Annotated in this window: 13 protein-coding genes; 7 read left to right on the top strand and 6 right to left on the bottom strand. The window is 53.9% G+C overall.

Translation table 11 applies throughout. The features are described 5' to 3' along the window. Window positions 1–155 precede the first annotated feature (155 nt). On the bottom strand, window positions 156–440 hold the full coding sequence (locus PN477_RS06710) for a DUF760 domain-containing protein (RefSeq protein ID WP_272120699.1): 285 nt from the start codon (window positions 438–440) through the stop codon (window positions 156–158). Between the two features lie 385 nt (window positions 441–825). Here PN477_RS06710 and PN477_RS06705 point away from each other — a divergent pair, with 385 nt between their 5' ends. Together PN477_RS06705 and PN477_RS06700 are read left to right on the top strand one after the other, a co-directional pair. Next, complete coding sequence (locus PN477_RS06705) at window positions 826–1,740, top strand: pentapeptide repeat-containing protein (protein ID WP_272120698.1); 915 nt, start codon at window positions 826–828, stop codon at window positions 1,738–1,740. Window positions 1,741–1,787: 47 nt separating this feature from the next. Further along, on the top strand, window positions 1,788–2,891 hold the full coding sequence (locus PN477_RS06700) for a tRNA (guanine-N1)-methyltransferase (protein ID WP_272120695.1): 1,104 nt from the start codon (window positions 1,788–1,790) through the stop codon (window positions 2,889–2,891). Window positions 2,892–3,228: 337 nt separating this feature from the next. Here the strand turns inward: PN477_RS06700 and PN477_RS06695 are convergent, their stop codons facing one another. Then, entirely contained in the window at window positions 3,229–3,615 is a 387-nt protein-coding gene (locus tag PN477_RS06695; RefSeq protein ID WP_272120693.1) for a hypothetical protein, read from the bottom strand. Window positions 3,616–3,947: 332 nt separating this feature from the next. Next, window positions 3,948–4,238, bottom strand: coding sequence for a hypothetical protein (locus PN477_RS06690; RefSeq protein WP_272147102.1), 291 nt, complete (start codon window positions 4,236–4,238; stop codon window positions 3,948–3,950). Between the two features lie 101 nt (window positions 4,239–4,339). Between PN477_RS06690 and PN477_RS06685 the strand changes: the two genes are divergently transcribed. Continuing rightward, window positions 4,340–5,206 (top strand): Rpn family recombination-promoting nuclease/putative transposase, encoded by an 867-nt coding sequence (locus tag PN477_RS06685; RefSeq protein ID WP_417158763.1) that lies wholly within the window; start codon window positions 4,340–4,342, stop codon window positions 5,204–5,206. 150 nt (window positions 5,207–5,356) lie between these two features. Here PN477_RS06685 and PN477_RS06680 read toward each other — a convergent pair whose 3' ends face one another. Next, on the bottom strand, window positions 5,357–6,121 hold the full coding sequence (locus PN477_RS06680; RefSeq protein WP_272147101.1) for a hypothetical protein: 765 nt from the start codon (window positions 6,119–6,121) through the stop codon (window positions 5,357–5,359). 189 nt (window positions 6,122–6,310) lie between these two features. Further along, a complete protein-coding gene (locus tag PN477_RS06675) occupies window positions 6,311–6,475 on the bottom strand; it encodes a hypothetical protein (RefSeq protein WP_272120683.1) in 165 nt (54 codons plus the stop codon). An 850-nt stretch (window positions 6,476–7,325) separates the two neighbouring features. Here PN477_RS06675 and PN477_RS06670 point away from each other — a divergent pair. The 3 genes from PN477_RS06670 to ctpC all read left to right on the top strand — a co-directional run bounded on the left by PN477_RS06670 (window position 7,326) and on the right by ctpC (window position 13,147). Next, window positions 7,326–9,098, top strand: a complete 1,773-nt coding sequence (locus tag PN477_RS06670; protein ID WP_272120680.1) for an iron uptake porin — start codon at window positions 7,326–7,328, stop codon at window positions 9,096–9,098. A gap of 204 nt (window positions 9,099–9,302) precedes the next feature. Continuing rightward, complete coding sequence (locus PN477_RS06665) at window positions 9,303–11,042, top strand: N-acetylmuramoyl-L-alanine amidase (RefSeq protein WP_272120677.1); 1,740 nt, start codon at window positions 9,303–9,305, stop codon at window positions 11,040–11,042. Window positions 11,043–11,836: 794 nt separating this feature from the next. Continuing rightward, entirely contained in the window at window positions 11,837–13,147 is a 1,311-nt protein-coding gene (ctpC, locus tag PN477_RS06660; protein WP_334310532.1) for a carboxyl-terminal processing protease CtpC, read from the top strand. 19 nt (window positions 13,148–13,166) lie between these two features. On the opposite strand, the gene PN477_RS06655 is transcribed toward ctpC, so the two are convergent. Further along, the gene (locus PN477_RS06655; protein ID WP_272120674.1) at window positions 13,167–13,493 is read right to left on the bottom strand and encodes a 2Fe-2S iron-sulfur cluster binding domain-containing protein; all 327 of its coding nucleotides are present in this window, start codon (window positions 13,491–13,493) and stop codon (window positions 13,167–13,169) included. A gap of 158 nt (window positions 13,494–13,651) precedes the next feature. Here PN477_RS06655 and cimA point away from each other — a divergent pair, with 158 nt between their 5' ends. After that, window positions 13,652–15,280, top strand: coding sequence for a citramalate synthase (cimA, locus tag PN477_RS06650; RefSeq protein WP_272120672.1), 1,629 nt, complete (start codon window positions 13,652–13,654; stop codon window positions 15,278–15,280). The last annotated feature ends 219 nt before the right edge of the window (window positions 15,281–15,499 follow it).

Genomic DNA, 15,499 nt, shown 5'->3' with positions numbered 1-15,499 from the left:
GTTACGGCTAAATCTGAATTAACAGATTTGAGAAATCAGGATAAATCAATGGCGTGAGTCGTTGAGCCTAGCAACCCTCTGCAACTCTCGTTGTTTGAGTGGATAAATGGTCAGGTAACTGGCTGTTCAGAATCCCCCACTCTAGCCCGTAGGGTTTAGTGGGGGAGTATGTCAAGGAGAAAATAGCCCCCCATCATCGCTGAGGCGAGCAATTGATCCAATTGCTCGCGAGTGGTGCTCACTCTCACATCAAACTGCTGGGGTGGGAGTCCACCCAAGAGGCCGATGATCTGCCCTTCCATGACTTGAGCCGCTTCGGTGCTCGGTTGAAACAGTTGGCTGGCGGTGTCTGCGTTGAGGGTTTGCATATATTGCCACAACTCATTTTGGCTGTGGTTGGCATCCAAGAAATTGGCGATCGCAGCATGGTGATTGTTCATGGTTCTGTCCTCTGCCGAAATATCGTTTTAGAATCGTTAGCCCCACTGTAGCGATCATAACCCCACAGCTTGAGGGGTAGAACCGAACCCCCCAAGCTCGGATTTCCCAATCTTGAGCCCAATTCGCTGCAATTCTGCAAACTTCTCATCGAAAAACACTCTAAACCCAAAGACGCTCTAAAATAAGTAAGGATTAGCCCTAGACATTGCTCGATCCTGGATATTGTCCCTTGATACAATATTCGTTCTGAATCGAAAAAATGCCCAGAATAGGAGGATGTAGGCAAGAAAGTATAGTATAAGCCGCTCAGTTGAGTCATCCTAAACCCCCAAGACTCAGATCCTTAGCGATCATGCACCCTAATCAATCACAGACCCGATAATCATGGATACGGAAGAACTTTTGCAACGCTACGCTAGTGGAGAACGAGACTTCCAGAAGGTCGATCTCCGGAACACCTTTCTCGGTGGAGTCGATCTGAGCGAAGCAAATTTCCGTGAAGCTGATTTAGCGGGCGCAAATTTAATTGGTGCGAAATTGGTTCGCACCAACTTCCGCGAGGCCAACCTCACCGAAGCCCACCTCGAATCCAATCTCACCGAAGCCAACCTGATCAGCGCCAACCTCTACAAAGCCCACATGACCGGCGCAAAGGTGCGAGATGCCAGTTTACGTGCCGCCAATTTACAAGGCGCAATTTTAAAGTCCGCCGATTTTACCAATGCGATTCTCAGTGAGGCGGACTTGCGGGATACGGATTTGAGCCGGGCGCGTTTGGTGAATTGCCATGTGGGACGGGCCAAGTTGATGAAAGCCCTACTCATGGAAGCGAACCTCACCGAGGCGAATTTCACCAATGCCATTTTGATGGGGGCGAATCTCCACAGCGCCAACCTCACGGGGGCCGTGTTGCACGGGGTCAATGCCACCAACGCCGATGCGAGCGATGCAGATTTTAGTCGGGCGTTTTTGAATAGCGCGAATTTGGCGGGGATTAACCTACAACGGGCGAATATGCGAGCGGCGAATATGTCCTGGACGACGTTGCGCGGGGCAGATCTCACCGAGGCGAAACTGTATCGAGCGAAATTATGCTGGTCTAATCTGATCGGGGCCAAGCTTGTGAATGCGGTGTTAATTGATGCCAATATCAATGAGACAAATTTCCGTAATGCTGACTTGACGGGGGCGGTGATGCCCAATGCGGGGACGGGGGAAACGTCGGAGGTTTCAACGGAGGTGAGCGATCAGTTGATGGCGCTGCGGGAACAGATTATGAAGGGCCGTCAACAGCAGTGATTGCGATGCTCCTGGCGGGCGGGGGTCATTGGGATTGCAGTTAATTGATGGATACAGGATGGCGGCAAGAGGGGCGGGTTGCGTTTCAGGTGGGGGCGGCGTTTTTTCGTCCCCAGAGCCGGATGGTGCGAGATTTGGGGGTGGTGGCGGCGGCGGTGTTGCGGCAGCGGTTGGGGCGGTTGCGGGTGTTGGAGGTGATGGCGGGTTGTGGGGTACGATCGCTCCGTTACGGTCGGGAAAGTGGGGCGGATTTTCTCTGGGTAAATGAGGGGAATCCGGATCTAGAGCCAATCCTCACGGCCAATCTGGGGCACAATCTCGACGCTATCCCCCATCGGCTGACGCTGGAGAATGGGCGGCGGTTGTTGAGTCGGTGTGGTGGGGCGGCGGACTATTACGATTTGGTGGATGTGGATTGTTTTGGGGATGGGTTGCCGGAGTTGCAGCGGGCGTTGGGGGCGACGCGCTTGCATGGATGTGTGTATGGAACCAGTACCGACGGGCGATCGCTGACGGGCCATGTTCCGAATAAACTCTTGACGGCCTATGGGGTGGTGGCGCGATCGCACCCTGCCGCCCATGAGCAGGGCCTCCGGATTCTCCTGGGGGCATTGCACCAACAGGCAACGGCTTTAGGGTTTGGCCTGCAACCGGGGTTTGCTTTTTTTACGGGGGAAACCTATCGCGTTTGGGCGCAACTCATCCCCCAACGCTGCGCCAAGGCTGAGGACTATGGCTGGTTGGGCTATTGTCACACCTGCGGCGACTATCAAACCCTGGGGTGGCAGCAGTTGGGGCGGGCGACCTGTGGCTGTGGGATGCGATCGCTGACGGTATCGGGGCCGCTGTGGTTGGGGCCGTTGCACGATCGCGATTGGGTGGCGGCGATGGCGGCGATCGCTCACAATTGGGACTGGCGTGACTGTGGCCAACTGCTGGATCTGTTCACCGCTGAAGCCCAAATGCCGCCCTATTTCTACACCCTCCAAGCCATCGGCAAGCGCGGCAAGTTAGATTTACCGAAGCGATCGCACCTGATCACCGCCCTCCACGACCACGGCCACGCCGCGAGTGCGACCCACATCAACCCCCAAGCGATTAAAACGACGGCAGCGTTAGCCGCTTGTGTGGCGATCGCGCAATCTCTCTAGGCAGAGTCAAACCCTAAACCGCTTGCACAAATACCGATGTACTGAAATTTAGTGCATTGATTTATCCAAGAAGCCAATGAATCGTAGTCTTTTCCGACAAGGTTTTAGGTCAGTTATCCTCAAAAACATTCTCCAAATCTCGGAACCCGCTGACCACTCTTAAGATTTCAATATTTCGGCCAGCAACACGGTAAAAGATGATGTGATTCATCAACGATATTCCCCGTAACCCTGGCATCAAATGAGCATAACGAAAGCAAAAGAGCAAGCCACCCAATCGACTTGCCCCCCACGTTTGGTAAATGACTTAATCCAAACTCAAACCATGATCAATTCATTACTGATACAGCCCCGGACTCCATTCCGGAATGATGCGGGTATGAATGCCGTTGGGACGGAAAACGCGATCGCCCGGTGCAGCATTAGCGGCGGGGTTATTTTGGGCGTTGGGGTGGTCGGGTTGGGTGGTGGGTTCGGGCAGGGTGAGGCGCGTGGTGTTCAACTCAGGCACATTGAGTGAACTAGGGGTGGGAGTCAGCGTAGGGGTGGGAGTCAGCGTAGGGGTGGGAGTCAGCGTAGGGGTGGGAGTGAGTGTCGGGGCGGGAGGTGCATTGAAAGTGAACCCCACCGGAAAGGGATTGCTATTGGTGCCGTCGAATAAGACACCCCCCCCAGCCGGAATAAAAAGAGAGCCGCCGTTGCCTCCATTCGTTAACACAAACATGTCGAAGTCTAGTGCAGGAGTGGTGAATGGCGTTCCCGAGGAGTCAAACCCGGATATAGAAAAGCTGGGGCTATCGGAAAAGGATACGTAGTCGCACGACACATTACACAGAACGCCCCCTGGGTTGGAGGATATTGAGTCTACGTGGGTGAGGAGTAAGCTGTTGGAGATAGATGCAGTGCCACTGCCGGTAGTGTTGCCAATCAGAGAGTTAATTGTCGCAACGCCGCGAGAATTCGATAGCGTCATCTCACGTGTGGTCGGATTGTAGTTAATGAACGTCAGCGCATTGACTTGAGCATAAGCACCATCCGAGACCCCACCTAGGGAGACTAGACCGAGGGCGATCGCAGCAGGGAGAAGAATTTTGTATTGCATGGGTCATTCACCAAAACGTCCCACAAGTATAAACGATGAAAAATTCCGCTGCACAGCGTAAAAGACCCGAAATTCTTTGCGATCGCATCCAAGCCGCCCTTCACCCAACTCAACCAATGGCGTAGATAGGCTCCAACCCGGACATCATCCGCGCCTTGCTCATGAAGCTGGTCTACCTTTGCCACCATCCGGTCGATCGTTTTCTGGGCCACCGCCAACCCCTCTGGGTCAAACTGATACCCCAAAAACTCAAAGCCTCGACACACCCGCCCGATAAACGTCTTGTCCGGGTGCTTCGACCCCTATAATAGAACAAGAGTATCTGAGAGAATTCTCGGCCATGGCGATGTATCAATTCACAGAAAAATACATCAACCCCTTTACCGACTATGGGTTTAAAAAAATCTTCGGAGAAGAACCGAATAAAGACCTCTTGCTCGATTTCTTGAACGAACTGCTCAAGGAAGAACAGGGTAAAATCACCTCGCTCAACTACATCAAAAATGAGCAATTAGGCACGACTGCCCTCGATCGCAAGGCTATATTTGACCTCTACTGTGAGAATGAACGGGGTGAAAAGTTCATTGTTGAGTTGCAAAAGAGCAAACAGGATTTTTTCAAAGATCGCACAGTGTATTACACCAGCTTTCCGATTCAAGAGCAGGCGAAACGGGGGGAATGGGACTACCAGCTCCAAGCGGTATATGCGATCGCGCTGCTCGATTTTGTCTTTGAAGCGGATCAAGATGACCCCGACAAATACCGCTACGATGTGAAGCTAACGGACATTGAAACATGCAAGGTATTTTATGACAAGCTCACGTTCATCTATCTTGAAATGCCCAAGTTCAACAAAACAGTTGATGAGTTGAACAGTCGGTTTGACAAGTGGCTTTATGTGTTGCGCAACCTCACCCGCATTGATGAAATTCCCACACCACTTCAGGAATCCGTATTTGAGAAGCTGTTTGAAGTGGCTGAAATTGCCAAGTTCAACCCGGAACAGGTGCGCTCCTACGAAGATAGCCTCAAATATTACCGTGATTTACAAAATTCCATTGATACGGCTCGTCGGGAAGGACGCGAAGAGGGGCGAACCGCAACCCAGCTCGAAATTGCTCAAGCTCTTCTGGCTAATGGGATGGACGAAAACTTGATTCTCCAAACGACGGGATTGACGGCAGCTCAATTGGCTCAACTGCGCACGGTCTGATCCTGACGAGATTAGGAAGACGTTATGGGGAGGGGTTGATCGTGTGTTGGCATTCTTTCTGGATTTTGGTTTCTATAAAAAAGAGAGCAAGCCGCACCCGCGACCTGCCCCCAGAGTTATCGTGAATGACCTGGCAAACTCCTAACTTACTTACTGATACAGCCCCGGACTCCATTCGGGCATGATGCGGGTGTGAATGCCGTTAGGACGGAGGTTCTGGCCGCCCGGTGCAGCATTAGCGGCGGGGTTATTTTGGGCGTTGGGGTGGTCGGGTTGGGTGGTGGGTTCGGGCAGGGTGAGGCGAGCGGCGTTCAACTCCGGTACATTGATTGAACTGGGAACAGGAGCAGGTGTCGGGGTGGGAGTGAGTGTCGGGGCGGGAGTGAGTGTCGGAGTGGGAGTGAGTGTCGGAGTGGGAGGTGCATTGAAAGTGAACCCCACCGGAAAGGGATTGGAGTTGGATGAGTCAAATAAGACACCTTCCCCACCCGAAATCGAAAGAGAGCCGCCGTTGCCCCCAAATTCCAAAATATATATGTCGAAGTCTTTGGAGGGCGTGGTGTAGGGCGCACCAGATGAGTCAAACCCTGAAATGGTAAACGGTGTAGAGTTGGTGACATAACTAACAGAACATGCTGAGGAACACACAATACCGCTTGGGTTGGAGTTAGGAGAGTCAACGTGAACCAAGTTAGACGACGTGATCGAGGGCGTAGTAGAAAATCCACTAGCAGTACCGATCGCGGCATCAATTGTCGAAATGCCGCGAGCATTAGTGAGAGTCAACTCACGGGTGGTAGGGTTGTAGTTGCTAAAGGACAGAGCATTGACTTGTGCCAAAGCCCCATCCAAGACCCCACCTAGGGCGAGCACACCGCAGCCGATCGCAGCAGAGAGAAGAATTTTGTATTGCATGGGTCATTCACCAAAACGTCCCACAAGTATAAACGATGAAAAATTCCGCTGCACAGCGTAAAAGACCCGAAATTCCTTGCGATCGCGCCCATCCCATCTATCGCAAAAAAAAAGAGCAAGCCACCCAATCGACTTGCTCCCCACGTTTGGTAAATGTCCTAATATCAAAATCAAAAAATTATCAATTAATTACTGATACAAACCGGGACTCCATTCCGGAATGATGCGGGTATGAATGCCGTTGGGACGGAAAACGCGATCGCCCGGTGCAGTATTAGCGGCGAGATTATTTAGTGCGTTGGGGTGGTCGGGTTGGGTGGTGGGTTCGGGTAGGGTGAGGCGAGCGGCGTTCAACTCCGGTACATTGAGTGAACTAGGAGTAAGCGTAGGGGTGGGCGTAAGCGTAGGGGTGGGAGTGAGTGTCGGGGTGGGAGTCGGAGGGATAAAGGGGGAGAACCCAATGGGGAAAGGACGAGAGTTAGAAGCGTCGAACAAAACCCCGCCGCCAGCAAGAATATTAAGAGGCGAATTATTCGATCCATTGGTCAGTACATATAACTCGAAGTTTAATGGACTGGTGGATACCGGCGAGCCAGAGGCGTCAGACCCGGAGATGGAGAATGGGCTCGAAAAGTAGTAACGGGTGTTAAGGCAGGAGTCATAGCATAGTCGGCCGGTGGGGTTTGAATTCTCGGTGTCAGTGTGGATGGTACGAGAGTCTGTAACAGAAATGCTACCACTATTGGAATTGATCGTAGTAGAAGGAGAGAGAGTCATAATCCCCCGACTATCCCTGAGAACCAACTCGCGGGTGGCCGGATTGAAGGAGCTGAAGGACAGAGCATTGACTTGTTGTGCATAAGCACCATCCGAAACCCCACCTAGGGAGACTAGACCGAGGGCGATCGCAGCGGAGAGAAGGACATTGTATTGCATGGTTCAGTGACCAAAAAGTTCCACGATTATAAACGGTAAAAAGTACAAACGGTGAAACCTAATAAACAACGCTATTTTTCGATGCATAGGGTAAAATCCCGCAATATTTCGGCCATGAATTCAAGCACGGTAAGAATACGGAAATATTGAATAGATAGCCAAAACTCATGAACCCGTGATATCGTCCTGAAATCTCTGGAGTGGTCTGGATCATCCACTACCAATCTAACGAGCGCAATGATATCCCTTTCAACCATGCTTAACTTTGATGCGTAACCCGCCCTTGTTTTCGCTCGTCAGTGTTTTTAGCCTCAGTTCAACCGCCTTCATTGCCAGCACCACCGCCGCCCAAGCCCAAGCCCTGCCTGAACTGCCCGCAGCCAGCACCACCGCCGCCGAACTCGGCAGCAGCACGGTAAGCGATCGCAACCTGAGCCAGTTCACCCCCACCCCGCAACCGACATTTAGCGACCTCAGCCCCACCGCACCGATGGGCCAACTCACCGGAGTAAACCAACTCTCCGACGTGCAACCCAGCGACTGGGCCTACGCCGCACTCAGCGACCTGATCAGCCGCTACGACTGCCTCAAAGGCTACCCCAACGGCACATTTCGGGGCAACACCGCCCTCAGCCGCTACGAATTCGCCGCTGGGCTGAACGCATGTCTGCAAACCATGGAGCGTCTCCTCGCTGAAACCTCCGCCAACTTCGCAACCCAAGAAGACTTCGAGATCCTGCGTCGCCTCTCCGAAGAATTTGAAACCGAACTCGCCAACCTCGGCAGCCGAGTCGATAACCTCGATAGCCGGGTGAAATTCCTCGAAGATAACCAATTCTCCACCACCACCAAACTCTACGGTCAAGTGGTATTCGGCTTACAAAACCGCTTCAGCAACTCCGTCGACTTCAGCAACAACACCACAGGTGCGATCGGCAGCGATGGTCAAACCGACACCGCCGACCCCAACGATGAAGTCAGCTTTGGCTACAACGCCCAACTCACCTTCCTAACCCAATTTGGCCCCGGTAGTTACCTGCTCACCGGAATGCAAGCCGGCAACCTCAACACCAGCGTCGCCGACCCCGCCAACTATGGCCTGGTGAACAACAACTTCACCCGCTTAGGCTACGAATCCGACACCACCAACAGCCTCATCTTCAGCGATGCCAGCTATCGCCAGCGCGTCAGCGATCGCCTAGCGGTGATCATCGGCCCCGCAGGCGTGAACCCCGTTAACGTCTTCCGTGGCCCGTCCCGCGTCGAAAGTGCCGGCTTTGGCCCCATATCTCGTTTTGCCCAGCGCAACCCGATCATCCAACTGGGGGGAACCAGTGCCGGGGCTGGTTTTGACTGGCAAGCCACACCGATTCTGAGTGTGCAGGGGGTCTATTCGGCAGCGTTTGCGAATGTTGCCACCGAAGGGTTCATCGGTAAAGCCTACACGATGGGGCTTCAGGCTCTCGTCACGCCCACCCGCAATACGGATATTGCGCTCTATTTTCTCAATGGTCAATCCGGTGCGAACCAGGGCTTCTTGAATACCTTTGTGGGCGATGAGCAAGTGTCGTCGCTTAATGGTGTGGATCTCGAAACCAACGCCATTGGCCTCACGGCCAACTGGGCCATTACCGAGGGTGTGACCCTCGGCGGCTGGGTGGGCTGGACAACCTCCCATCAACTCAATTTCGACGGTTCAGTACAGACCAACAATTGGATGCTGTCGTTGCAGTTCCCGGATCTGTTTGCCGAGGGGAATTTTGGCGGCATCTTCTTTGGTATGCCACCCCGCATCACAGAAAGTAATTTAAGCGCCAATGGTCAAGTGCTGGGAAATATTCCGAGCTTCTTTAAAACGGGTAGCACCGCATTTAATGGCGGTCGGGATGATACGGCCTATCACTTAGAGGCGTTTTATCGCTGGCGCTTAAACAACAACATCACAATTACACCGGGTTTAGTGGCGGTGTTTAATCCGGGGCACAATGCCAACAACGATACGGTGTTGATTGGGGCGTTGCGGGCCACGTTCTCGTTTTAAGCCGTGACACGGGGTGGTTCACGCCATCCCGTGCTGTGGGTGAAGCGACGATTTTGGTCGTGTCCTTATATTTGTGTGCAATCCTCATCTGAATTTATGAGCAGGCAAAGGGCTTCAGCCCCTTGTTCGTTTGGTGTTGGCTCCGGCTCCACAGCGAAGAATGGTACAGTGAAAAGCAACTTTTTCATGGGCGAGGGGATGAGTATGGGACGATTTGGAGTGAGTGCCTGTCTTTTAGGATTGAGTCTGATGGCAACCCCCGCCGCCGCATCCGTTTCCCTGGTCTATCCCCCCAATGATCATGAAACCACCGCCGCGCAAATTTTCCTGATTGGTACGGCTGATGGCCCGGTGGTGGTCAATGGTACGGCGATTCGTCAAAGTTCCCAGGGTCATTTTGCCCCCAGTTTTCCCCTGCAACTGGGCGAAAACCGCTTTACGATCCAGACTGGGGAGGCAACAACGACCCTCACCGTCATTCGTCGCCCGGTGGAAGTGCTGCCCACGGGGGTCACATTTGCACCCGACTCCCTCCAACCGATGCAAGATCTCGAACGGCTGCCGGGTGAGTCGATCTGTTTAAGTGCGATCGCACCTCCCCAAAGCACCGTCACCGCCACCCTGAGCGGCCAAACCTTCCCCCTCGCTCCCCAACCCAGCACCGCCCAACTCCCCAGCAACACCGCCATCCTCACCACCCAAAACGCCCCCATCCCCCGCACCACCACCCATTACCAAACCTGCTTCACCGCCGATCAACCGGGTTCTCTCGGCCAACCCATCTACACCCTCACCCGATCTGGGCAAACCCACCAAGAAACCGCACCGGGGGCGATCGCCATCCTCACCCCCGATCAACGCCCGGTGATTGAAGTCACCGCCGCCAGTGGCACGGCCCGCACCGGCCCCAGCACCACCTATTCTCGCCTCACCCCCTTACCGACGGGAACCCGCGCCACGGTCACCGGGCGCGAGGGGAATTGGTTGCGGCTAGACTATGGCGCGTGGATCAATGCCGACGAAACGCGGGTGTTAACCGGGGCGGCGGCTCCCCCGGCCACGATTCGCAGCCTCAGCGGGCGACCCGTGGCGGGGGGGACTGAGGTGGTGTTTCCCTTGACGGCTCCGGTTCCGGTGACGGTGACGCAAAAAGATGATCAGTTTTCGCTCACCTTGCACCAGGCGATCGCTCAAACCGATACGATTTGGCTCAACGATAGCCCCCTAATTCGCCGCCTCGATTGGCAACAGGTCAACCCCACGACGATCACCTACACCTTCCACCTCAAAACCGCCCAACAATGGGGCTACGACCTCCGCTACGACGAGGGCAGCAGTCTCCATCTCCTCCTCCGCCATCCGCCCCAAATTTCCGGGGGGCAATTACAGGGACTGCGGATCGTGCTTGACCCTGGCCATGGCGGGGCGGAACTGGGAGCGCGGGGGCCCGATGGCACACCGGAAAAGGACGTAAATTTGGCCGTATCGCGTCAGTTAAAACAGGCCCTCGAAGCACGGGGCGCAACGGTGCTGATGACCCGGACGGCGGATGTGGATCTGGGCTTGCGCGATCGCATGGACTACATCGCCCAGCAGCAACCGGATCTCGCCCTCTCCGTCCATTACAATGCCCTCCCCGACAATGGCGACGCGGAAAATACCGCCGGAATCGGGATGTTTTGGTATCATCCCCAAGCCCATGATTTAGCGGTGTTTTTGCACAATTATTTAGTAACAGAATTAGATCGTCCGTCCTATGGGGTGTTTTGGAATAACCTCGCCCTCACCCGGCCCCAAATTGCCCCCACGATCCTCATGGAATTGGGGTTTATGATTAACCCCGATGAATTTGAATGGATCATGAATCCTCAAGCGCAAACCCAATTAGCGCAGGCGATCGCCGCCGGTCTTACCCAATGGGTACAAGCCGCATCCCAACCCTAAACCCATCCCCCCGCAGAGACTCAATCCCGTCGGATTATCACAGGGGAATGAGGGCGATCGCAGCGTTGAGCATTTATTATCACGAAAGGTAAAAAAATCAGGTTTCAGAGGACAGCACCGATAAGATCAAGATATGTGTTATGCAGCGATCGTAAAACTTATTGATTTATGTGGTTGTCTCTCCACACTTGTTGATCCCATCATCAATCGAATGCGATCAAGAGCATAACCACAATTAACGCCGTCATCGATTTCAGGTCTGAGTCTGTCGCTCCGGAGATTATATGTCCGACTTGATTGACCCCATCGATTGATCTGTCGTTTGCTCAGTCATCGATACCCTCGATTGTTCCGATGGCACTTCTACAGGTTGTCCACCCGTTGTTCACCCAATCATTCCCCCAACCTCCCCATTGAGGGTAGAGTGCTCATGTCTGACTGGAATCGCAGACTCCAAGAAATTGGCTTGGTTATGATTATTTTCTTGATAGCGATGGGGCTATGGTTGATTTTCTATGTTCGGAATGCCAACACCGGACAAGGAGAATGTATTGAAATTACCCCAGAAGGAGAACAAGTGACTCACCGAGGGAAACACTGTAAGTCGATGGAATTTTACTAGACCCTGCCGTGGGTTCATCGCCTCAGACCGGCAGATTCAAGGGGAAAATCAATGGGATCATTCCGGTTGAATGTACCCCAGCCGAGGGGGGGAATCGGCAAGCCAGTCCCAAAATCCTATGTTAGAGTGAGCTTGTGTGCTTAAGTTCTTCTCCTCATCCCAACAAGTGTTTATGGTATTGGCAAAACGTGGACTTGTCCTTGGAGCAACAGCGTTTATCTTGACCACTGTGGCAGTGACCGGCGCTGGGCTACATCTTTCCCAAGGTCAAATTTTAAATCTGAGCAGTAGCCCCAAGGAAGTCGTTGATGAAGTGTGGCAAATCATCAATCGTTACTATGTGGATGCCACATTTAACCAACAGGATTGGCGGCAGATTCGCACCCAGTATCTAGAGGCATCCTACGGGAATGACGAGGAAGCCTATACGGCGATCCGTGAGATGCTTGAAACCCTGGATGACCCCTATACGCGCTTCATGGACCCCAAGGAGTTCGAGGATATGCAGATCGACACATCGGGGTCGTTAACAGGGGTGGGGATTCAGATTGCGAAGGATGAGGAGAGCGATCGCTTAATCGTCGTGTCGCCCATTGATGATAGCCCGGCGTTCAATGCGGGGATTATTGCCAAAGACATCATTACGAAAATTGATGGTCAAGACACCTTGGGGATGGAGGTGAATGATGCGGTGCAACTGATTCGCGGTGAACGCGGCACAGAGGTGATTTTGACGATCCAACGGGGCGATCGCGAGATTGATTTTCCGATTGTGCGCGATCGCATTGAGATTCACCCAGTGCGAACTCGGGTGGAAGAAACGCGATCGGGCAATGTGGCCTATATTCGCCTCACCCAATTTAACGCCAACGCCGCCCAAGATATGCGCGAGGCACTCCGAAAGTTTGAAGCGATGAACGGGCCGGATACGGTGGTTGGCTATGTGCTCGATTTACGCTCAAATCCGGGGGGACTCCTCAACGCCAGCGTGGACATTGCCCGGATGTGGCTCGATGAGGGTAAAATCGTCTCCACCCATGACCGTCGCGGCGAAGTGGAACGCCAAGTGGCGAACAACACCGCCCTGACGGATAAACCCCTGGTGGTGATGATTGACGGCGGTTCGGCCAGTGCAAGCGAAATTGTCTCTGCTGCCTTGCAAGATAATCAGCGGGCGATGTTGATTGGGACTGAGAGTTTTGGTAAAGGGTTGGTGCAGTCGGTGCGTCCCTTGAGTGATGGCTCAGGCTTGGCGGTGACGATCGCAGAATATCGCACCCCCAACGGCCGCAGCATTACCAAGGACAAGAAAATTCAGCCGGATGTGGTGGTGGAACTGAGCGATGAGGAGCGGGAAGAACTGCAACTCAACAACAACCGGATCGGGACGGTGGATGATCCTCAATTTGCCCGATCCCTTGAAGTGTTGCTCGAACAGGTGCTAACCCAGAGCGGCAATCAATTGGAAGTGATGGTGCGTTAAGGGCTGCGTCCTGACCTCGTTACCAGAGAATGCGATCGCCCTGGCCCCAGAAGCGATCGCATTTCTGCACCGTAATATCGCCCAAAACGTTCACCTGACAGGCTAAGCGCAGGCCGCTGTCGGCTTTGTGGGGCGGGAGGGATAGGCGCGATCGTTCTTTCCACTTCGGCTCGGACACCGGGCCGATAATCTTGACCGCACAGGTTCCACAGGAACCCAAGCCGCGACAGTTAAGCACACGGGCATTACCGTTATAGAGGTCAATTTGGGCAGTTTGGAGGACTTGGCGAAGATTCGCGCCGGTCTCGCAGGGGATGGATTTTCCTTGGGCTGTTACAGTTGGCATCGGTTTTCCTGATTGGGGACAATCTCTCGCTACAATTTTTGAAGACTCTCGTGATGCAGACTCGACGCATCAATGGGCTGATCTTAACGTAGTCTCAGGATTGCAGGGCAGCGATCGCCCCTCCCCCCTTGAATTCAACACCCCTTATCCCTCAGGCAATGGACACGGCACGCAAAATCTGGCTCTACGACACCACCCTCCGCGATGGCGCTCAACGGGAAGGCATCGCCCTGTCCATTGACGACAAGCTCAAAATTGCCCGAAAACTCGATGAAATGGGGATTCCCTTCATTGAAGGAGGCTGGCCCGGAGCAAACCCCAAAGATGTACAATTTTTCTGGCGACTCCAAGAAAAACCCCTCCGCCAAGCGGAAATCGTCGCCTTCTGTTCCACCCGTCGCCCCGGCAAACTCGCCGCCGAAGACCCCCTCTTTCAAGCCATTCTCGCCGCCGGAACGCGCTGGGTGACCATCTTTGGGAAGTCCTGGGATCTCCATGTCGAAGCGGGGTTAAAAACCACCCTGGCCGAAAACCTCGCCATGATTCGCGACACAATCGAATATCTCCGCAGCCAAGGGCGACGGGTGATCTACGACGCAGAACATTGGTTTGACGGCTACCAAGCCAACCCGGACTATGCCCTGCAAACCCTAAAAACCGCCTGGGATGCCGGGGCGGAATGGCTCGTCTTCTGTGACACCAATGGCGGCACGCTGCCCCATGATATTAGCCAGATTGTGCAAGGGGTATTCACCGCGTTTCCTGACCTCCGGGAACACCCCGACGCGCCGCGTTTGGGGATTCACACTCACAACGATTCAGAACTGGCGGTGGCCAATGCGATCGCCGCTGTGATCGATGGCGTGGCGATGGTACAAGGGACGATTAACGGCTACGGCGAACGCTGCGGCAATGCGAATCTTTGCTCCATTATCCCCAATTTGCAATTAAAACTGGGCTATGACTGCATCGCGCCGGAACAGTTGCAGCAGTTGAGTTCCACCAGTCGAGCGATTAGTGAATGGGTGAATTTAGCCCCCAACGATCACGCGGCCTTTGTGGGTCGCTCGGCCTTTGCCCACAAGGGCGGCATTCATGTGTCGGCGGTGGCGCGAAATCCCCTTACCTATGAACATATCGCACCGGAAGCGGTGGGGAACGAGCGGCGGATCGTGATTTCCGATCAATCGGGGTTGAGTAATGTCCTCGCTAAAGCCCGCACCTTTGGGATTGAACTTGATCCGAAGGGGACGGTGTGCCGGGAAATTTTGACGCAATTGAAGCAACTGGAGAGCGAGGGGTATCAGTTCGAGGCGGCGGAGGCGAGTTTTGAACTGTTGATGCGCTCGGCGTTGGGGCAGCGGCAGCCGTTGTTTACTTTGCAGGGGTTCCAGGTGCATTGCGATATTTTGCAGGGCATGGAGCATTCTTACGACAATAATGCGATCGCCACGATCAAAGCCAGCGTTGACGATCAGCCCCTTCTTGAAGTTGCCGAAGGGAATGGCCCGGTGTCCGCCCTGGATGCGGCACTACGCAAGGCGTTAGTCAAGTTCTACCCTGATGTGGCGACCTTCTACCTCACGGACTACAAAGTGCGCATTCTCGATAGTGCATCGGGAACCGACGCGATTACCCGTGTGTTGGTGGAGTCGAGCAACGGGGCGGAACGTTGGACGACGGTGGGGGTTTCGACCAACATTATCGATGCGTCCTATCGGGCGGTGGTAGAAGGGATTGAGTATGGTTTGCTGCTGAATACGCCGGCGATCGCGCCTGTTTCTTAAAAATGTCCCGGCTCATCCGTGCTATACTACAAACTGTAGTTTCACAACACCACCATGCGACTCAAACGCTGGGAATCCCCCCGCCGTCGTGGTCGGAATCATAAAGGCAGCGGCGGATCAGCCCGACAACGACAGATCAAAAAACAACATAAGCTTTGGATGAAGCGGCTCAAAGCAAACCGCGACCCCCAAGACCCCAAGCGCGATCGTGATTACGAT

This window comes from Spirulina subsalsa CS-330 (assembly GCF_028330765.1).
Classification (GTDB): domain Bacteria; phylum Cyanobacteriota; class Cyanobacteriia; order Cyanobacteriales; family Spirulinaceae; genus Spirulina; species Spirulina subsalsa_A.
This window is presented reverse-complemented; position numbering and strand designations above follow the sequence as displayed.

Bases quoted from the DNA above. Each gene is read 5' to 3' on its own strand.
- PN477_RS06710 (WP_272120699.1), bottom strand. From the start codon at position 440: ATGAACAATCACCATGCTGCGATCGCCAATTTCTTGGATGCCAACCAC.
- PN477_RS06705 (WP_272120698.1), top strand. From the start codon at position 826: ATGGATACGGAAGAACTTTTGCAACGCTACGCTAGTGGAGAACGAGAC.
- PN477_RS06700 (WP_272120695.1), top strand. From the start codon at position 1,788: ATGGATACAGGATGGCGGCAAGAGGGGCGGGTTGCGTTTCAGGTGGGG.
- PN477_RS06695 (WP_272120693.1), bottom strand. From the start codon at position 3,615: ATGTTTGTGTTAACGAATGGAGGCAACGGCGGCTCTCTTTTTATTCCG.
- PN477_RS06685 (WP_417158763.1), top strand. From the start codon at position 4,340: ATGTATCAATTCACAGAAAAATACATCAACCCCTTTACCGACTATGGG.
- PN477_RS06680 (WP_272147101.1), bottom strand. From the start codon at position 6,121: ATGCAATACAAAATTCTTCTCTCTGCTGCGATCGGCTGCGGTGTGCTC.
- PN477_RS06670 (WP_272120680.1), top strand. From the start codon at position 7,326: ATGCGTAACCCGCCCTTGTTTTCGCTCGTCAGTGTTTTTAGCCTCAGT.
- PN477_RS06665 (WP_272120677.1), top strand. From the start codon at position 9,303: ATGGGACGATTTGGAGTGAGTGCCTGTCTTTTAGGATTGAGTCTGATG.
- ctpC (WP_334310532.1), top strand. From the start codon at position 11,837: ATGGTATTGGCAAAACGTGGACTTGTCCTTGGAGCAACAGCGTTTATC.
- PN477_RS06655 (WP_272120674.1), bottom strand. From the start codon at position 13,493: ATGCCAACTGTAACAGCCCAAGGAAAATCCATCCCCTGCGAGACCGGC.
- cimA (WP_272120672.1), top strand. From the start codon at position 13,652: ATGGACACGGCACGCAAAATCTGGCTCTACGACACCACCCTCCGCGAT.